Origin of the sequence: Blastococcus sp. DSM 46786, from assembly GCF_900109665.1 — a bacterium.
Classification (GTDB): Bacteria; Actinomycetota; Actinomycetes; order Mycobacteriales; family Geodermatophilaceae; genus Blastococcus; species Blastococcus carthaginiensis.
Genome location: NZ_FOAO01000010.1, coordinates 148,257 through 163,144 on the forward strand (window position 1 = coordinate 148,257; position 14,888 = coordinate 163,144).

Sequence of the window (14,888 nt, forward strand, 5' to 3'; positions counted from 1 at the left end):
CTCGCAGGCTCGCCGCGGGACCCTGCAGGGGGCCGCGAGGAACCGCCCGGGGAGGGAGCCGCATGACCGCACCGCTGGCGTCCCGGCTGCGCGGCTTCGGGACGACGATCTTCGCCGAGATGAGCGCGCTCGCCGTCACGACCGGGTCGATCAACCTCGGGCAGGGCTTTCCCGACTACCCGGGCCCGCCGGAGGTGCTCGACGTCGCCCGGGCCGCCATCGGTACCGACGCCGACCAGTACCCGCCCGGCCCCGGCATCCCCGAGCTGCGGGCCGCCGTCACCGGGCACCGGGAGCGCTCCACCGGCACCCGGTACGACCCCGACACCGAGGTGCTGGTCACCGCCGGCGCCACCGAGGCGCTGGCCGCCGCGATGCTCGCGCTGCTGGAGCCCGGTGACGAGGTCGTGCTCTTCGAGCCGATCTACGACAGCTACAGCGCGTCCGTCGCGATGGCCGGCGGTGTCATCCGCCCGGTGCCGCTGCACCCACCGGAGGGCGGGCCGGGGCCGTGGACCTTCGACGAGGCCGAGCTGCGCGCCGCGATCACCCCGCGCACCCGGCTGCTGCTGGTCAACTCCCCGCACAACCCCACCGGCACGGTGCTCACCGGCGAGGAGCTCGCCGTGCTGGCCGAGCTGGCCACGACCCACGACCTCGTGGTCGTCACCGACGAGGTCTACGAGCACCTGGTCTTCGACGGCGCCCGGCACGTCTCCCTGGCCACGCTGCCCGGCATGCGGGAGCGGACGCTCGTCGTCTCCTCCGCGGGCAAGACGTTCAACGTCACCGGCTGGAAGGTGGGCTGGGTGTGCGGCCCGGCGGCGCTGGTGGCCGCCGTCCGCACCGCCAAGCAGTTCCTCACCTACGTCAACGCCGGGCCGTTCCAGCCGGCGGTGGCCGCCGGGCTGCGGCTGCCCGAGGCGTACTTCACCGGCATCGCCCGCGACCTGGAGTACCGGCGGGACGTCCTGGTCGCCGGGCTCCGGGACGCCGGGCTGCCGGTGATCAGCCCGCAGGCGACCTACTTCGCCACCGTGGACGTGCGCGGGGTGCAGCCGGACGGCGACGGGCTGGCCTTCTGCCGGGCGCTGCCGGAGCGGGCAGGCGTCGTCGCGATCCCGACCGTGGTCTTCTACACCCCGGAGCACGCTCACCTGGGGCGGCACCTGGTCCGGTTCGCGTTCTGCAAGAGCGACGCCGTCCTCGCCGAGGCGGTCGAGCGGCTGAGGAGGCTGGCATGAGGGTGGCTGCGGTGCAGCACGACATCGTCTGGGAGGACCGCGAGGCCAACTTCGCGCGGCTGGCCCGCCAGGTGGCCCGGGCCGCCGCGGCCGGCGCCGAACTGGTGCTGCTCACCGAGACGTTCTCGACCGGCTTCTCCATGACGCCGGGCATCGGGGAGCCCGAGGACGGACCCTCGGCGGCCTTCCTCGCCGCGCAGGCGGCGGAGCACGGCGTGTGGCTGGGCGGCAGCTGCCCGGAGATCGCGCCGGGGGAGGAGCTGCCCTACAACTCCTTCGTCCTGGCCGGTCCGGACGGCACGGCGCACCGGTACCGCAAGCTGCACCCGTTCTCCCACGGCGGCGAGCACGAGCGGTTCCGCGCCGGCGACGGGCCGGTCACGGTCACCATCGGGGGCCTGCGGATCACCCCGTTCATCTGCTACGACCTGCGCTTCGCCGACGTCTTCTGGCACGCCGCCCTGGAGACCGACCTCTACGTCGTGGTGGCCAACTGGCCGGCCGCCCGGCGGCACCACTGGCAGACCCTGCTGCAGGCCCGGGCCATCGAGAACCAGGCCTACGTGGTCGGGGTGAACCGCGTCGGCACCGCCGGGGACGGCACCGAGCACACCGGGGACAGTCGCATCGTCAGCCCGATGGGCGAGCTCCTGGCGACCGCCGCCGGCACCGAGACGCTCGTGCTCGCCGACGTCGACGCCGCGGAGGTGGCGGCCACCCGCGACCGGCTGCGGTTCCTCGCCGACCGGCGCGGCTGAACCGCCCGGCCGGTCAGGAGCGGGGTGCGTCGTCCCGGTCGACGGTGATCTGCTCCCGCAGCACCTGCTCGGTCACCGTCTCCCGGCCCTCGACCACCTCGGTGCGCAGCCGCACCCGCTCGACGGGCACCACCTCGACGCTGAACACCGGCCGCTCGGCGTGCAGCACGATCTCGTCCGGCAGCCCGGTGGTGGGCGTGCCCTCGGGCACCAGCGACTCCTCGACTCCGGCATCGCCCGCCGTCCCGGTACCCGCCGTCCCGGTGCCCTCCAGCGGCACCTCCTCCAGCCGGATCTCCTCGCGCCGGACCGGCACCGTCACCTGCACCTCCTCGGTGACGACGTACTTGACCAGGCGGACCCGCCGGGCGGTGACCTGCTCGGTGCCGACCCGCAGCCGCTCCTCGCTCCGGGTCATGGCGCCGGGGGTGTGCTGCGCGGTCCCGGCGTCGCGCGTCCCGGCGTCCTCGCGTTCGCGGTGGCGGCCGGCCGGCGCCGTCGCCGCCTGCTCCCCGCCCAGGCCGTAGTGGCGGCGCAGCTCGGCCTCGTCACCCGGGTCGAGGTGGGCGCCCTCCACGGCCGGGGCGCTCGTCACCGCGTCCGCGGTCACCGGCAGGCGCAACCGGCCGTCCTCCCAGGACGCTTCCCGGGCCGGGACGATCGAGTGGCGGGTGCCGAACAGCCCGGTGGTCACCGCCACCCAGGTCGGCTCCCCGGTCCGGTCGTCGACGAAGAAGTGCTCGACGGTGCCCAGCTTGTCGCCGCCGTCGCCGTACGCGGTGCTGCCGATCGCGGCGGTGACCTCGTGCTCGCTCAACATGGCCCGGCTCCCTCCGTGGGGCGCGCCTCGTCGCGCGCCACCACGTCGGGGCTGCCCAGCGGGCGGGCTCGGTGAACATCGGCGGCCGGGCGCTCAGCCGCCGGGCAGCACCAGGTCCACCACGACCGACCGGTGGTCGCTGCCCGCCACGGGGACGAACCGGCAGCCGGCGACGGCGAGCCGCGGGTCCACGAGCACGTGGTCCAGACCCAGCCGCGGCACCGGGGAGCGCAGCGGGCTCCAGGTCCGCACGTGCCCGCGGCCGACGGCGCGCGCGGCGTCCAGGTACCCCCGGCGCAGGACCGCGCGCAGCGCCGCGTGGTCGAGCGTGGCGTTGAAGTCACCCGCCAGGACCCGCAGGACGGCCGGCCCGGGGCCGGGGAGCGCGGCCAGGTCCTCGGCCCACCCTCGGACGGCGGCCGGGGACGTCGCCGGGGGACGGGTGTGCACCGCGGTCACCTCCACCTCCGGCCCGGGCCCACCCGGGAGCCGCACCGCAGGCTGCTCGAACCCGCCCGGCACCGCGCTCCGGGCGCCGAGGGGCATGCGGCTCCAGACCGCTCCGGAGGCCGCCGGCTCGCTGCCCGGCCGCGCCGGGACGACGTGGGCGTGCGGCAGCAGCTCGGCCAGCCCGGCGGCGAGCAGCCGCTGCTCGGCCTCGGGGGTGAGCTCCTGCACCGACAGGACGTCGACCTCGTGCCGGCGGGCCAGCTCGACGACCGCCTCGGCGGGGACCAGCCCCCGCCGCAGGCTCACCGTGGCGATCCGCAGCCGCCGGCCCTCCGGTGGGGGTGCGACCGCGGGCCGGCCCCGGTGCGAGCGCACCGCCGCGGCGAGCACCGCAGTCGATGCGGCGGCGAGCAGGGTGGCGGAGCGCGACCGGGCCCGCACGGCCACCGCCAGCGGCAGCACGGCGGTGCCGGCGGCGTACGGGGTGAAGGCGAGCGCGGGTACCAGGGGGAAACCCCGCTCGGTCCCCGTGCGGCGCAGCACCGCCCAGACCGCCCACGGGACGGCCGCCGCGACGGCCCACCGGCGGTGGTCGCAGGGCGGTGCCATGCCCGCCACGCTAACCAGGGCACCGGGGAGCTGCCGCCCGGCGGGGTGCCCTACGGTCGGGCGCGTGGTCGCCGAGCAGCTCGAGATCGAGCGCAAGTTCGACGTCGACGAGGGGTTCGCCGTGCCCGCCCTCGACGGGGTCCCCGGCGTCGCGGCCGTCGCCGGGCCGGTGGTGCACGAGCTGGCGGCGGTCTACCACGACACCGCGGACCTCCGGCTGGTGCGCACCCGGGTCACGCTGCGCCGCCGCACCGGCGGACCGGACGAGGGCTGGCACCTCAAGCTGCCCGCCGGCGCAGCCCGCCGCGAGCTGCACGCGCCGTTGACCGACGGCACCGACGTCGCCCCGGCCGAGCTCCTCGACGTGATCGGCGGTCTCCTGGCCGGGGAGGTGCCCGCGCCGGTCGTGACGATGCGCACCCGGCGGGTGGTGACGGCGCTGCGTGACGCGCCGGGCCGGGTGCTGGCCGAGCTGGCCGACGACACGGTCACGGCGACGGTGGCCGCCGGCACCGCCGGAGGAGCACCCGAGGTGCGCAGCTGGCGGGAGCTGGAGGTCGAGCTCGTCGACGGGCCCGAGGCGGTGCTCGCCGCCGTCGGGGAGGTGCTGGTGGCCGCCGGCGCCCGCCCGTCGCCGCGGGCGTCCAAGCTCGCGTTCGCGCTGTCCTCGCGGCTGGGGCGCAGCGGCTGATCCCGCCCGGGAACGCCGCACCGCCGTCCGTCGTCCATCCTCTGCACCGGCGTGCACCGATCGGTCCCGCCCCGCCGCTCCTTCCCCGCCGGAGGTCCCCCTGTCCCTCATCGGTCTGCTGGGCTTCGGGACCGTCGTCCTGCTGGCCGTGGCGCTGCTGCACGCCTACCTGTGGTTCCGGCTGGTCCGGAGCACCACGGGGCCCGGCTCGCTGCGCCGCCGGCTGACCGCGCTCACCGTGGTCCTGGCCGTGCTGCCGGTGGCGGCGCTGCTCTCCCGCGGGCTGCTCCCGATCGAGGCCGCCGCCCCGCTGAGCTGGATCGGCTACAGCTGGCTGGGGATCGCCCTCTACGCCGTGCTCGCGCTGGTCGTCCTGGAACCGGTCCGCCTGCTGGGGAACGCCCTGATCGGGCGCCTGGTGAGCACTCCGGTCCTGCCGAGTGAGCGCCGGAGGCCTTCGCGAGGGCTGGACGCAGCGGCTCCGCCCGACGGGGGAACGGCACCTGGCCGCGGTGCCGTCCGGCAGGACGGCGGTGTGCAGAGCGGTGCGGACGGCGAGGTGCAGACCGAGGTCGTCCCGAGTGGGGGCCGGAGGCCTCCGCGCAGGGACGTCGCAGCGGCTCTGCTCGAGTCGGGGACGGCACCTGGTGGCGGTGCCGTCCGGGAGGACGGCAATGTCATCGACCGGCGGCGCTTCCTGGCCCGGGGGCTGGCGGTGACCGCCGGCGCGGTCGCGCTGGGCACCGCCGGGACGGGCGCCTACTTCGCCAACTCCGCGCCGGTGGTGCGGCGCGTCCCGGTGACCCTGCGCGGGCTGGACCCGGCGCTGGACGGGCTGCGGATCGTCACCTTCTCCGACGGCCACCTGTCGGCCACCTACGGCGGGCGGCGGTTCGAGCGGGTGGTCGAGCTGGTCAACGAGCAGCGCCCCGACGTCGTGGCCATCGTCGGCGACCTGGTCGACGGCGGGGTCGACGAGCTGCGGGAGGACGTCGCCCCGCTGGCGGACCTGGTCAGCGAGCAGGGCGTCTACTTCGTCACCGGCAACCACGAGTACTTCGTCGACACCCGGGCCTGGATGCGGCACCTGCCGACCCTGGGCGTGGACGTGCTCCGCAACGAGCGGGTGGCGATCCGCCGCGGCGGCGCGTCCTTCGACCTCGCCGGGATCGACGACCGGACGGCGGCCGCCTCGGGGCTGCCCGGCCACGGCGCGGACCTGGATGCCGCGCTGGACGGCCGGGACGGCGACACGCCCGTGGTGCTGCTGGCCCACCAGCCGGTGCAGGTGGAGCAGGCCGCGGCCGCCGGGGTGGACCTGCAGCTCTCGGGGCACACCCACGGCGGGCAGCTGTGGCCCTTCGACTACGCAGTGCGGCTGGACCAGCCCGCGGTCGAGGGCTGGTCGCGGCACGGCGACACCCGGCTGTACGTGACCTCGGGGGCCGGGTACTGGGGCCCGCCGATGCGGGTCGGGGCCCGCCCGGAGGTCACGGTCGTGGAGCTCCGGGCCCCCGGGCGCTGACCGGCGTCAGCACGTCCAGCCGCTCCAGCGGACGTCCAGCCGCGTCACGGTGCGGCTGGAGATCCGGTGACGCGGCTGGACCCCCGTGCCGTTGGCGCCGCAGGCCTCGGCACGGCGACCCCCGTCGCGGGCGGGGACCCCGGAGGGCGCCCGCTCCGCAGCTCAGGCCTGGGCGAGTGCGTCGAAGGCGGCCTCGATGCACTCCTCGAGCGTGCGCTCGCCGTCGCCGTCGGCCCAGGTGAGCAGCCCCGTCGTGTAGGCGGCCAGGTAGGCGCTGGCCACCACGAGATCGGCCGGCCGCGGCCGCCCTCCGTCCGCGCACGCCTCGGCGACCATCGTCGCGGTGATCCGGTCGAACTCTCCGGCACGGTGCCGCAGCGAGCTGCTCCCGGCGATGATCTGCCAGCGCGCGTGCAGCTGGTCACGCACCTCGGCCCCGATCCCGGTGAGCGATTCGACCGCCGCCCGGCGGATGCGCAGCGCGAGGGGCAGGTGGGCCGGCTGCGCGGCGATGAGCGCGGCCACCTGCGCCGGCGCCATGAGCCGCATCACGACGTGCTCCTTGCTCGGGTAGTGCGCGTAGAAGGTGGGCACCGAGACCCCCGCCGCCGTGGCGAGGCGGCTGACGCTCACCCGGTCGAAGCCCTCGGTCTCGAAGAGCCCCACGGCGGCCTCGAAGATGCGCTCGTGGGTGGCCTCCCACCTGCGCCTCCGCCAGTCCGGTGAGTCGGTCACCGGGTGATCATCGGTCGCCGGCCGGGTCCCTGCCAGCCGCCGCACCGCGGGCCGTCACGTTGGTTGCATGATGCACACCGCCGCTCACGGGATGTGACGTCCCATACGACATGACGACCAGACGTCTCCTCGGGCAGTACCTTTGGCCCCGTGGTGAATGCCGGGGCGGGACCGAAGTACCTGTCGGTCCGCGAGCACCTGCGCCGTCGGGTCGCCGCACTGCCCGAGCTCACGCTGCTCCCGCCCGAACCGGTCCTCTGCGCCGAGTACGGGGTCAGCCGCATCACCCTGCGCCGGGCCGTGGACGGGCTGGTCGCCGACGGGCACCTCGTGCGCGAGCAGGGCCGGGGGACCTACGTGACCCGCCCCGCCATCCGGCACGAGTACCGCGAGAGCTTCGTGCACCGCATCGCGGGCTTCAACTCGGTGATGACCGAGCAGGGAGCCCAGGTCGGCACGGCGGTGCTCACCCAGCGCGTCGTGCCGGTGCCGGCGCCCGTGGCCACCGAGCTGCAGCTGGAGCCGGCGTCCGACGTCGTGGAGCTGGTGCGGCTGCGCAGCGTCGACGGCACCCCCAACCACGTCGCGCACAGCTTCCTGCCGGCCGACGCCTATCCCGGGGCCGTGGACGCGGACTTCAGCCAGGGCTCGCTCTACGACTACCTGCGCCGGGAGTACTCCGCGGATCTCGCCCACGCCCGCATCGTGGTGGACGTCGGCACCGCCGCCCCCGACGAGGCCGACGCGCTCGGCGTGGTGGCCGGCTCGCCGCTGCTCGTCGTCCGGACGACGGTGCGCGACAGCGGCGGCCGGCCGCAGGTGCACAGCTTCTCCCGGCTGCGGCCGGACGTCAGCCAGGTGGAGTTCGAGGTCTCCGTGGGTGGGCGCTGACGTGCGCACCACCGCGACCGGTGCCCGCGAGGTGCCGCAGCGCCGTGCGGAGGTCTGGCGCGCGCTGGCGGTGCTCGAGCCCTACTGCGCGGTGTGCGACGTCTCCTACGTGCTGGACCGCGATGGCAGCCCCGGCGTCGGCACCACCTTCGTCTGCGCCCCCGGGGAGCTCGCGGGTACCGCTCCCCGGGCCGGCGCACCCCGCGGCGAGATCGTGACCTGGGAGCCGCGGTCGCGGGTCGGCACCCGCCTGGAGCTCACGCCCGAGACGTGGACGACGGAGATCGAGCTCACCGACACCGCCGACGGCGGCACGCGCGTGTCGATCACCATCGGGCACGAGCCCACCGGTGGGAGCCGGGTGGTCCGCCGGCTGACGCGGAACGCCGTGCGCCGGTTGGTGCAGCGCACCGTCGACGCGGAGCTCGCCAAGGTGCCCGACCACGTGGCGCAGGCGGCCGGGCGCGGCTGACCGGCGGTGCCGCGCCCGGTCCAGCGGGCCGTGGGCGCGCAGCCGGTGACGGGGCCCGGCCACGCCCGGCGCCGCTACCTCCTGGCGGGCCGTGATCGCCACCTCGATCCGGGAAATGACGCATCACTGCAAAGTGCAGGGGTAGTGGTCACGCCGAGCGCCGGTGTGCGCACCCGGCCCGGACCGGGGTCGCTGCGGCACCGGACGGACGAAGGAGAGCAACTGTGATCTGGGACCTTCTCGGACTGATCGTCATCGGGCTCGTCATCGGTGTGCTGGCTCGGCTGATCACGCCGGGCAAGCAGCACCTCGGCTTCCTGGGCACGATCGCCCTGGGTGTCGTCGGCGCGCTGATCGGCGGGATCATCGCCAGCCTGATCGGCAGCGGGACCATCTTCGAGCTGAACGTGATCGGCTTCGTCGTCGCCGTCGTGGCGGCCGTCCTGCTGGTGGGCGTCGCGGAAGGGATCTCCGGCCGGTCGAAGCGCGGCGCCGTCCGCTGACCGCGCCCCGGGGCGCCGTCGGGCTCAGAGCTCGACGGACTCCCCGGGTGCCAGCCGCGCGTACGGCGTCGGTGTCCCCGGGCCGCGCTCCCCGAGCAACCCGCTCAGCACCCCGAGCCCGGTGTCGTTGAGCAGCCCGTCGTGCACGGCGAACGCCTGGTCGGCGTGCACCTCCCGCACGTAGTCGATGACGTCGGCCGCGCGCGACCACGGCGCGTGCAGCGGCAGCAGCAGCGTCGGGACGGGCGTGCCGGGCACGGTGAAGGCGTCGCCGGGGTGGAACACCTGCTCGTCGACGAGGAAGCCGATGTTGGCCACCCGGGGCAGCTCGGGGTGGATCTCCGCGTGCAGCTCGCCGTGCACCTGCACCTCGAACCCGGTGATCGTCACCGCGTCGCCGGCCCCGACCACGCGCACCCGGCTCCCGGCCCCCTCGAGCGCCGCCGCCACCGAGCGGTTGGTCCACACCTCCAGCGAAGGGGTGGCCTCCAGCGCCGCCCGCAGCCGGTCGGCGACGAAGTGGTCGGCATGCTCGTGGGTGACCAGCACCGCCGTCGCGCCGTCGAGCGCCACCGGATCGGTGAACGCGCCGGGGTCGATGACCAGCCGGCGCTCGCCCTCGGAGAGGACCACGCAGGCGTGCCCGTGCTTGGTGAGCTCCATGCCCCGATCCTGCACCCCGCTCCCGGGGCTCACCCCTCGGGGTGAGCAGCCGCCCGCACGCTGTCACCTGGGGCCGCCGCTCTGCCGACGTCCTCCGCATGATGCTGCAGACCACCGCGTTCGCCGCCGCCCGCAGCCGCGCCCACGGCCCGACCGCCGCGCTGTGGCACGCCGTGGAGCTGCACCGGCCGCCGGCCGAGGTGGACAGCGCCTGCGAGCTCACCGTCTGCGGCTCCCTGGCCCGGGTCACGACCGAGCAGCCGTGGCCGCTGCAGGCCTCCGACGTCTGCCCGGCCTGCGCCGCCCTCGCGCGGTGAACCCGTCGCCGGTGACGGCGACCCCCTGACGCCCTGCCGCCGGCCCGGACCCGACCCCCGGCGGCAGGTGCACACTCCCGCGGGCCGGCCGCCTCAGCGGCCGGTGAACCGCGGCGCGCGCTTGGCGAGGAACGCCTCGACCGCCTCGCGGTGGTCGGCGGACTGGCCCACCTGGTTCTGCAGCCGTCCCTCCAGCGCCAGCGTCTCCTCCAGGGAGTCGGTGGCCGCGGTGGCGAGCACCGTCTTCACCGCCCGGTACGCGGCGGTCGGCCCCGCGGCCAGCCGGGCCGCCAGCGCCTGCGCCTCCGGCAGCACCTGCTCCGGTGCTACGACGCGGTGCACCAGCCCCCACTCGGCGGCGGTCTCGGCCAGGAAGGGCTCGGGCAGCAGCAGGAGCTCGGCGGCGCGCGAGCCGCCCACGCTGTGCACGAGCCGGGCGGCCAGCGCCGAGTCGCTGGAGAGCCCGATGCCGGTGAACGCGGTGGTGAACTTCGCGCCGGCCGCGGCCACCCGCAGGTCGCCGGCGAGGGCCAGGCCCAGCCCCGCCCCGGCGCAGGCGCCGTTGATGCCCACGACGACCGGCACGCGCAGGCCGGCCAGCGCCAGCACCAGCGGGTTGTACTCCCGCTCCACCACCGACAGCGGGGCCTCGGCGCCCCCCTGCATCTCCGCCAGGTGCTCGCCCAGGTCCTGCCCGACGCAGAAGGCGCGCCCGGTGCCGGTGAGGAGCACCGCGCGCACCGAGTCGTCCGCCGCGACGTCGCGCACCGAGGCCAGCAGGTCGGCGCGGGAGGCGTGGGTCAGGCCCGGGCGCAGCAGGGTGAGGGTCGCGACGCCGTCGGCGTCCTCCCGGGTCACGGTGTCGGGCATCGGCGCCCCGCCTTCCGGTCGCGGTCGGCCGCACGGCGCGGCCCTGTCGGCGATCACCTTGCCAGGCGGGGGCGCGCCCGCGTGCGGGGCCGGCCTCGCCGTGCGGCCGCCGTCCTCGCGGTGTGCGGCGAGGTGGGGGTGCGCACCCCGAGGTGCACGACGGCCGCGCCCCGAGGACGACGGACGTTCGTGCCCCTGTGCGCGTGCGGCGGCGGGGCGTGTAGCCCTCCGTGCACGAACTGCAACCGGCGCGCCGGTGTGGCGGGTGGGGCAGAAGGGGCGGGAGGGGGCATCCTCGGAGGTGGTGGACGATGACCCAGTTGCGCGGCGCCACGGCCCGTGCGCAGGGCCGGACGGACGAGGAGTGACCCCCGTGGTGGAACCAGGACGCAGGCGCCTGGGTGACCGCTACGAACTGCAGCAGCTCATCGCCGCCGGCGGCATGGGGCAGGTCTGGCGCGGGCACGACGCCGCCCTGCACCGCCCGGTCGCGGTGAAGGTCCTGCGCAGCGAGTACACCGGCGACCCGACCTTCGTCGCCCGCTTCCGGGCCGAGGCCCAGCACGCCGCCGGGCTCAACCACCCCGGCATCGCCGCCGTCTACGACTACGGCGAGGAGACCGCCCGCGACGGCTCGGGGGAGACGCTCGCCTACCTGGTGATGGAGCTCGTGGAGGGCGAGCCGCTGTCGGCGCTGCTGCGCCGGGAGGGGCGGCTGGACCCGGAGACGACGCTGTCGCTGCTCGGGCAGACCGCCGCCGCCCTGGCCGAGGCGCACCGCAGCGGGCTGGTGCACCGCGACGTCAAGCCCGGCAACATCCTGGTCCGCCCCGACGGCGCTGTGAAGATCACCGACTTCGGCATCGCCTGGTCCGCGCGCGGCGTCGCCCTCACCCGCACCGGCCAGGTCATCGGCACGCCGCAGTACCTCTCCCCCGAGCAGGCCGAGGGGCGGCACGCCACGCCGGCCAGCGACGTCTACGCCCTCGGGCTGATCGGCTACGAGTGCCTCACCGGGCACCCGGCGTTCGAGGGCGACAACGCCGTCACCATCGCGCTCAAGCAGGTCCAGCAGGACCCCGAACCGCTGCCCGGCGAGCTGCCCCCCGGCGTCCGGACGCTGATCGGCCGCGCGCTGGTCAAGGACCCCGGCGCGCGGTTCCCCGACGGCGCCAGCTTCGCCGCCGCCGTGGCCGAGGTGCGGGCCGGTCGCCGTCCCGACCCGGGCACGGTGGCCGTGGACGCCGTGCCGCGGCGGCGCCGCTCGGCACCCGCCCGTCCCGCGGGCGCGCCCTCCTCGGCGCGGCGCCCCGGCACCGGGGCGGCCCACCCGCCGGTCCCGCGGCGGCGCGGCCGGCTGGCGGTCGTGCTGCTGCCCCTCATCGGGTTGCTGGCCGGTGCCGCGATCACCGCCACCCTGCTGCAGGCGCTCACCCAGGGCGGGACGCCGAGCACCGCCGCCGCGGCCGGGGAGCGGATCGACGGCAGCATCGTGCTCGAGGAGGCGGACTTCCTGGGCCGGCCGGTGGGCGAGGTGGCCGAGCGGCTGGCGGACCTCGGGCTGACCGTCACCGTCCGCGCCGAGGTGCGCGATGACGTCGCCCCCGACCGGGTCACCGGGGTCGAGCCGGCCGGTCGCCCGCTGCGCGCCGGGGACCGCGTGGTCGTCCGCTACGCCGCCGCCACCGAGCAGCGGGACCGCCCGCGGGCGCCGGCGGTGACCGGCGCCGCCGTCGACCGCGCGGGGGCCTCCAGCGCCGCGTCGACCACCGAGGCCCCCGCGCCCACGACCGGCGCGGACACGGGCACGGACACGGGCACGGACACGGGCACGGACACCGGCACCGGCACCGGCCCCGGCACGGGTGGGAGCACGGACGCCGGCACCTCCACGGCCACCACGACGCCCAGCCTCCCGGCGACCCCCACCCCGACCACCGGGGCGGGCCCGGAGCAGACCACCACGCCCACGACGACGACCGCGCCCAGCACGACCAGCGCCACCCCCACCACGGACTCGTCGAGCCCCGCCACGGAGCAGTGACCTCCGCCCACCGGCCGTCGTCGAGCCTCCTCGGTGGCCGCTACGAGCTGCGGTCGCTGCTCGCGTCCGGGGGCATGGGGCAGGTCTGGCGGGGCCGCGACGTCGTCCTGCAGCGGGCCGTCGCGGTCAAGGTGCTGCGCAGCGAGTACACCGGCAACGCCACCTTCCTCGCGCGGTTCCGGGCGGAGGCGCAGCACACCGCCGCGCTGACGCACCGCAACATCGCCGCGCTCTTCGACTACGGCGAGTCCACCGCCGCCGACGGCGAGGCCCTGGCCTACCTGGTCATGGAGCTGGTCGAGGGGGAGTCGCTGGCCCAGGTGCTGGCCCGGGAAGGGCGGCTCGCGGTCGACCGGACGCTCGACGTGCTCCACCAGACGGCGGCCGCCCTGGCGGCGGCGCACGCCGCCGGGCTGGTGCACCGGGACGTGAAGCCGGGCAACGTGCTGGTCGGCGACGACGGCACGGTGAAGATCACCGACTTCGGCATCGCGTGGTCCGCCGCCAGCGCGCCGCTCACCCAGACCGGCCAGGTCGTCGGCACCGCCCACTACCTCTCCCCGGAGCAGGCCGGGGGCAGCAAGGCGGGGCCGGCCAGCGACGTCTACGCGCTGGGCATGATCGGCTACGAGTGCCTCGCCGGGCACCGCGCCTTCGACGGCGAGAACTCGGTGCAGATCGCGCTGCGCCAGCTCCGGGACGAGCCGCCGCCGCTGCCCGCCGACGTCCCGGATCAGGTGCGCACCCTCGTCGACCGCGCCCTGCTCAAGGACCCGGCCGAGCGTTTCCCCGACGGGGCCGCCTTCCGGGACGCCGTCGACGACGTCCGCGCCGGCCGGCTGCTGCCGCCGGTGGCCCGGCCGGCCGGCACCCGGCTGCTCGACGTCCCGGCGCCCGCGCCGCGTCCGCTACGCCTGCGCCTGCGCCTGCTCGCGCCGCTGGTGGCCCTCCTCGTCGGTGTGGGCCTGGGCATCGCCGCACTGCAGGTGTGGGGGGACGCCCCGGCCGATCCCGACGGCGGCACCAGCGAGGCCCCGGAGCCCGTGGTGCTCGCGGCCGGCGACTTCGTCGGCCGCCCGGTGGCCGAGGTGGAGGCCGAGCTGGCCGCCGCCGGCCTGGGCGTGGAACTCGTCGGCCGGGAGAGCGCCGCCGTCCTCCCCGACCACGTGCTGGAGCTCGCACCGGTGGGCGCTGTCGCCCCCGGCACCGTCGTGACCGTCACCTACGCGATCGCGCCCCCGGAGCCGGAGCCCGTCCCCGCCCCGGTCGCGCCCGCGCCCGAGCAGCCGGCGGCCCCCGCACCGGTGCCGGTCGGGGACGACGGCGGGGACGACGGCGAGGACGGCGGCGAGGCGGAGGAGGACGACCCGCCCGGGAACGGCCGCGGGAACGGCAACGGCGGCGGGAACGGCGGTGACAACGGCAACGGCAACGGCAACGGCAACGGCAACGGCAGTGGGAACGGCAACGGCCGGGGCCGCGGCTGACCGGCGGGTCACCCGCGGGACGGTGCCCCGCCCTCCCCGGACCGGTCCTCGCGGCCGGTGGCCAGCCACAGCGCCCCGCCGAGGGCGCCGAGCGCGGCGGTGAGCAGGAAACCCCGGTCGGTCCCGGCGCCGGGCAGCACGACCAGCACCCAGAAGACCGCCAGGCCGGTCAGCCCGCCCGCGGCGATCCGCCACCCCGTCCGGGCGCCCAGCCGCCGGCCGGCGCCGAGCGCCCCGGCGAACGCGGCCAGCCCCAGCAGGGTGCAGGCGGTGGCGAAGGCCGACCACAGCGGGATGGCCGACCACGCCGACTCCGTGCCGAAGCGCAGCGACAGGCCGAGCTCCAGGAGCACCAGGGCGAGCGCCACCAGGCCGGCGCCGATCAGCGGGGTGCGGTCCCGCGGGGCACGCGGCTGCTCCGGGGGGCCGTCGGCCGCAGCCGGGGGAGCGGTCGGTGCCCCCAGGCCCGGCAGCCCGGGCACGAAGTCGACCGGGCCCGTGGGCTGGGCGGCGCCGGTGGGCGCCGGAACCGGGCCGGGCTGCGCCGCGGTCGAGCCACCCGGTGCCGTGGCCGGGCCGGCCTGCGCCGCGGGCGGGCGGACCGGCGCCGAGGGCGGCGGGAGCTGCTGCACCGTCGTCGGGCCGCCGGAGGCCGGTGCGGGCACCGGGATCTCCTGGGTCGACGACTGCGCGGGGCCCGCGCCGGTCGGAGGGGTCTGCTGCTCGGACGGCGTGCTCACGGGTGCCTCCAGGTCGGGCTCCGGCGGGACCACCGGTCGACGGCGGTGCGCCCTGCACGCTAGCGGCGC

At 76.8% G+C, this 14,888-nt stretch carries 16 protein-coding genes; 10 read left to right on the forward strand and 6 right to left on the reverse strand.

Features of this window, described 5'->3' with window-relative positions; genetic code table 11:
* Nucleotides 1–62: 62 nt before the first annotated feature.
* Both BMW62_RS11175 and BMW62_RS11180 read left to right on the forward strand, forming a co-directional pair.
* On the forward strand, nt 63–1,244 hold the full coding sequence (locus tag BMW62_RS11175) for a pyridoxal phosphate-dependent aminotransferase (RefSeq protein ID WP_091930925.1): 1,182 nt from the start codon (nt 63–65) through the stop codon (nt 1,242–1,244).
* On the forward strand, nt 1,241–2,002 hold the full coding sequence (locus BMW62_RS11180; protein WP_091930926.1) for a nitrilase-related carbon-nitrogen hydrolase: 762 nt from the start codon (nt 1,241–1,243) through the stop codon (nt 2,000–2,002). The genes BMW62_RS11175 and BMW62_RS11180 overlap by 4 nt, the downstream gene beginning before the upstream one ends.
* Before the next feature lie 13 nt (nt 2,003–2,015).
* Here BMW62_RS11180 and BMW62_RS11185 read toward each other — a convergent pair whose 3' ends face one another.
* Together BMW62_RS11185 and BMW62_RS11190 are read right to left on the reverse strand one after the other, a co-directional pair.
* Nucleotides 2,016–2,822 (reverse strand): DUF2382 domain-containing protein, encoded by an 807-nt coding sequence (locus BMW62_RS11185; RefSeq protein WP_091930927.1) that lies wholly within the window; start codon nt 2,820–2,822, stop codon nt 2,016–2,018.
* A 93-nt stretch (nt 2,823–2,915) separates the two neighbouring features.
* A complete protein-coding gene (locus BMW62_RS11190) occupies nt 2,916–3,881 on the reverse strand; it encodes an endonuclease/exonuclease/phosphatase family protein (protein WP_091930964.1) in 966 nt (321 codons plus the stop codon).
* A gap of 64 nt (nt 3,882–3,945) precedes the next feature.
* On the opposite strand from BMW62_RS11190, the gene BMW62_RS11195 reads away from it, so the two are divergent.
* Together BMW62_RS11195 and BMW62_RS11200 are read left to right on the forward strand one after the other, a co-directional pair.
* Complete coding sequence (locus tag BMW62_RS11195) at nt 3,946–4,572, forward strand: CYTH domain-containing protein (RefSeq protein ID WP_170852334.1); 627 nt, start codon at nt 3,946–3,948, stop codon at nt 4,570–4,572.
* 148 nt (nt 4,573–4,720) lie between these two features.
* Nucleotides 4,721–6,097 (forward strand): metallophosphoesterase, encoded by a 1,377-nt coding sequence (locus BMW62_RS11200; RefSeq protein WP_244523969.1) that lies wholly within the window; start codon nt 4,721–4,723, stop codon nt 6,095–6,097.
* Nucleotides 6,098–6,259: 162 nt separating this feature from the next.
* Here BMW62_RS11200 and BMW62_RS11205 read toward each other — a convergent pair whose 3' ends face one another.
* Nucleotides 6,260–6,832 carry a TetR/AcrR family transcriptional regulator gene (locus BMW62_RS11205; RefSeq protein ID WP_170852335.1) on the reverse strand — a complete coding sequence of 191 codons (573 nt, stop codon included), beginning with the start codon at nt 6,830–6,832 and terminating at the stop codon, nt 6,260–6,262.
* Nucleotides 6,833–6,982: 150 nt separating this feature from the next.
* Between BMW62_RS11205 and BMW62_RS11210 the strand changes: the two genes are divergently transcribed.
* From BMW62_RS11210 to BMW62_RS11220, 3 genes are all read left to right on the forward strand, one after another.
* Nucleotides 6,983–7,723 (forward strand): GntR family transcriptional regulator, encoded by a 741-nt coding sequence (locus BMW62_RS11210; protein WP_091930930.1) that lies wholly within the window; start codon nt 6,983–6,985, stop codon nt 7,721–7,723.
* Nucleotides 7,713–8,195, forward strand: a complete 483-nt coding sequence (locus BMW62_RS11215; RefSeq protein WP_244523970.1) for an SRPBCC family protein — start codon at nt 7,713–7,715, stop codon at nt 8,193–8,195. Before BMW62_RS11210 ends, BMW62_RS11215 begins: the two co-directional genes overlap by 11 nt.
* 224 nt (nt 8,196–8,419) lie before the next feature.
* Nucleotides 8,420–8,698 carry a GlsB/YeaQ/YmgE family stress response membrane protein gene (locus tag BMW62_RS11220; RefSeq protein ID WP_244523971.1) on the forward strand — a complete coding sequence of 93 codons (279 nt, stop codon included), beginning with the start codon at nt 8,420–8,422 and terminating at the stop codon, nt 8,696–8,698.
* 24 nt (nt 8,699–8,722) lie between these two features.
* On the opposite strand, the gene BMW62_RS11225 is transcribed toward BMW62_RS11220, so the two are convergent.
* Nucleotides 8,723–9,361 (reverse strand): MBL fold metallo-hydrolase, encoded by a 639-nt coding sequence (locus BMW62_RS11225; RefSeq protein ID WP_091930931.1) that lies wholly within the window; start codon nt 9,359–9,361, stop codon nt 8,723–8,725.
* 98 nt (nt 9,362–9,459) lie between these two features.
* Here BMW62_RS11225 and BMW62_RS11230 point away from each other — a divergent pair, with 98 nt between their 5' ends.
* Nucleotides 9,460–9,678 carry a hypothetical protein gene (locus BMW62_RS11230; protein WP_091930932.1) on the forward strand — a complete coding sequence of 73 codons (219 nt, stop codon included), beginning with the start codon at nt 9,460–9,462 and terminating at the stop codon, nt 9,676–9,678.
* A 93-nt stretch (nt 9,679–9,771) separates the two neighbouring features.
* Here BMW62_RS11230 and BMW62_RS11235 read toward each other — a convergent pair whose 3' ends face one another.
* On the reverse strand, nt 9,772–10,548 hold the full coding sequence (locus BMW62_RS11235; protein ID WP_091930933.1) for an enoyl-CoA hydratase-related protein: 777 nt from the start codon (nt 10,546–10,548) through the stop codon (nt 9,772–9,774).
* Between the two features lie 373 nt (nt 10,549–10,921).
* Between BMW62_RS11235 and BMW62_RS11240 the strand changes: the two genes are divergently transcribed.
* Together BMW62_RS11240 and BMW62_RS11245 are read left to right on the forward strand one after the other, a co-directional pair.
* Nucleotides 10,922–12,592 carry a protein kinase domain-containing protein gene (locus BMW62_RS11240; protein ID WP_244523972.1) on the forward strand — a complete coding sequence of 557 codons (1,671 nt, stop codon included), beginning with the start codon at nt 10,922–10,924 and terminating at the stop codon, nt 12,590–12,592.
* Entirely contained in the window at nt 12,589–14,079 is a 1,491-nt protein-coding gene (locus BMW62_RS11245) for a serine/threonine-protein kinase (RefSeq protein WP_244523973.1), read from the forward strand. The genes BMW62_RS11240 and BMW62_RS11245 overlap by 4 nt, the downstream gene beginning before the upstream one ends.
* Before the next feature lie 8 nt (nt 14,080–14,087).
* On the opposite strand, the gene BMW62_RS11250 is transcribed toward BMW62_RS11245, so the two are convergent.
* On the reverse strand, nt 14,088–14,819 hold the full coding sequence (locus BMW62_RS11250) for a hypothetical protein (RefSeq protein ID WP_139206246.1): 732 nt from the start codon (nt 14,817–14,819) through the stop codon (nt 14,088–14,090).
* Nucleotides 14,820–14,888 lie beyond the last annotated feature (69 nt).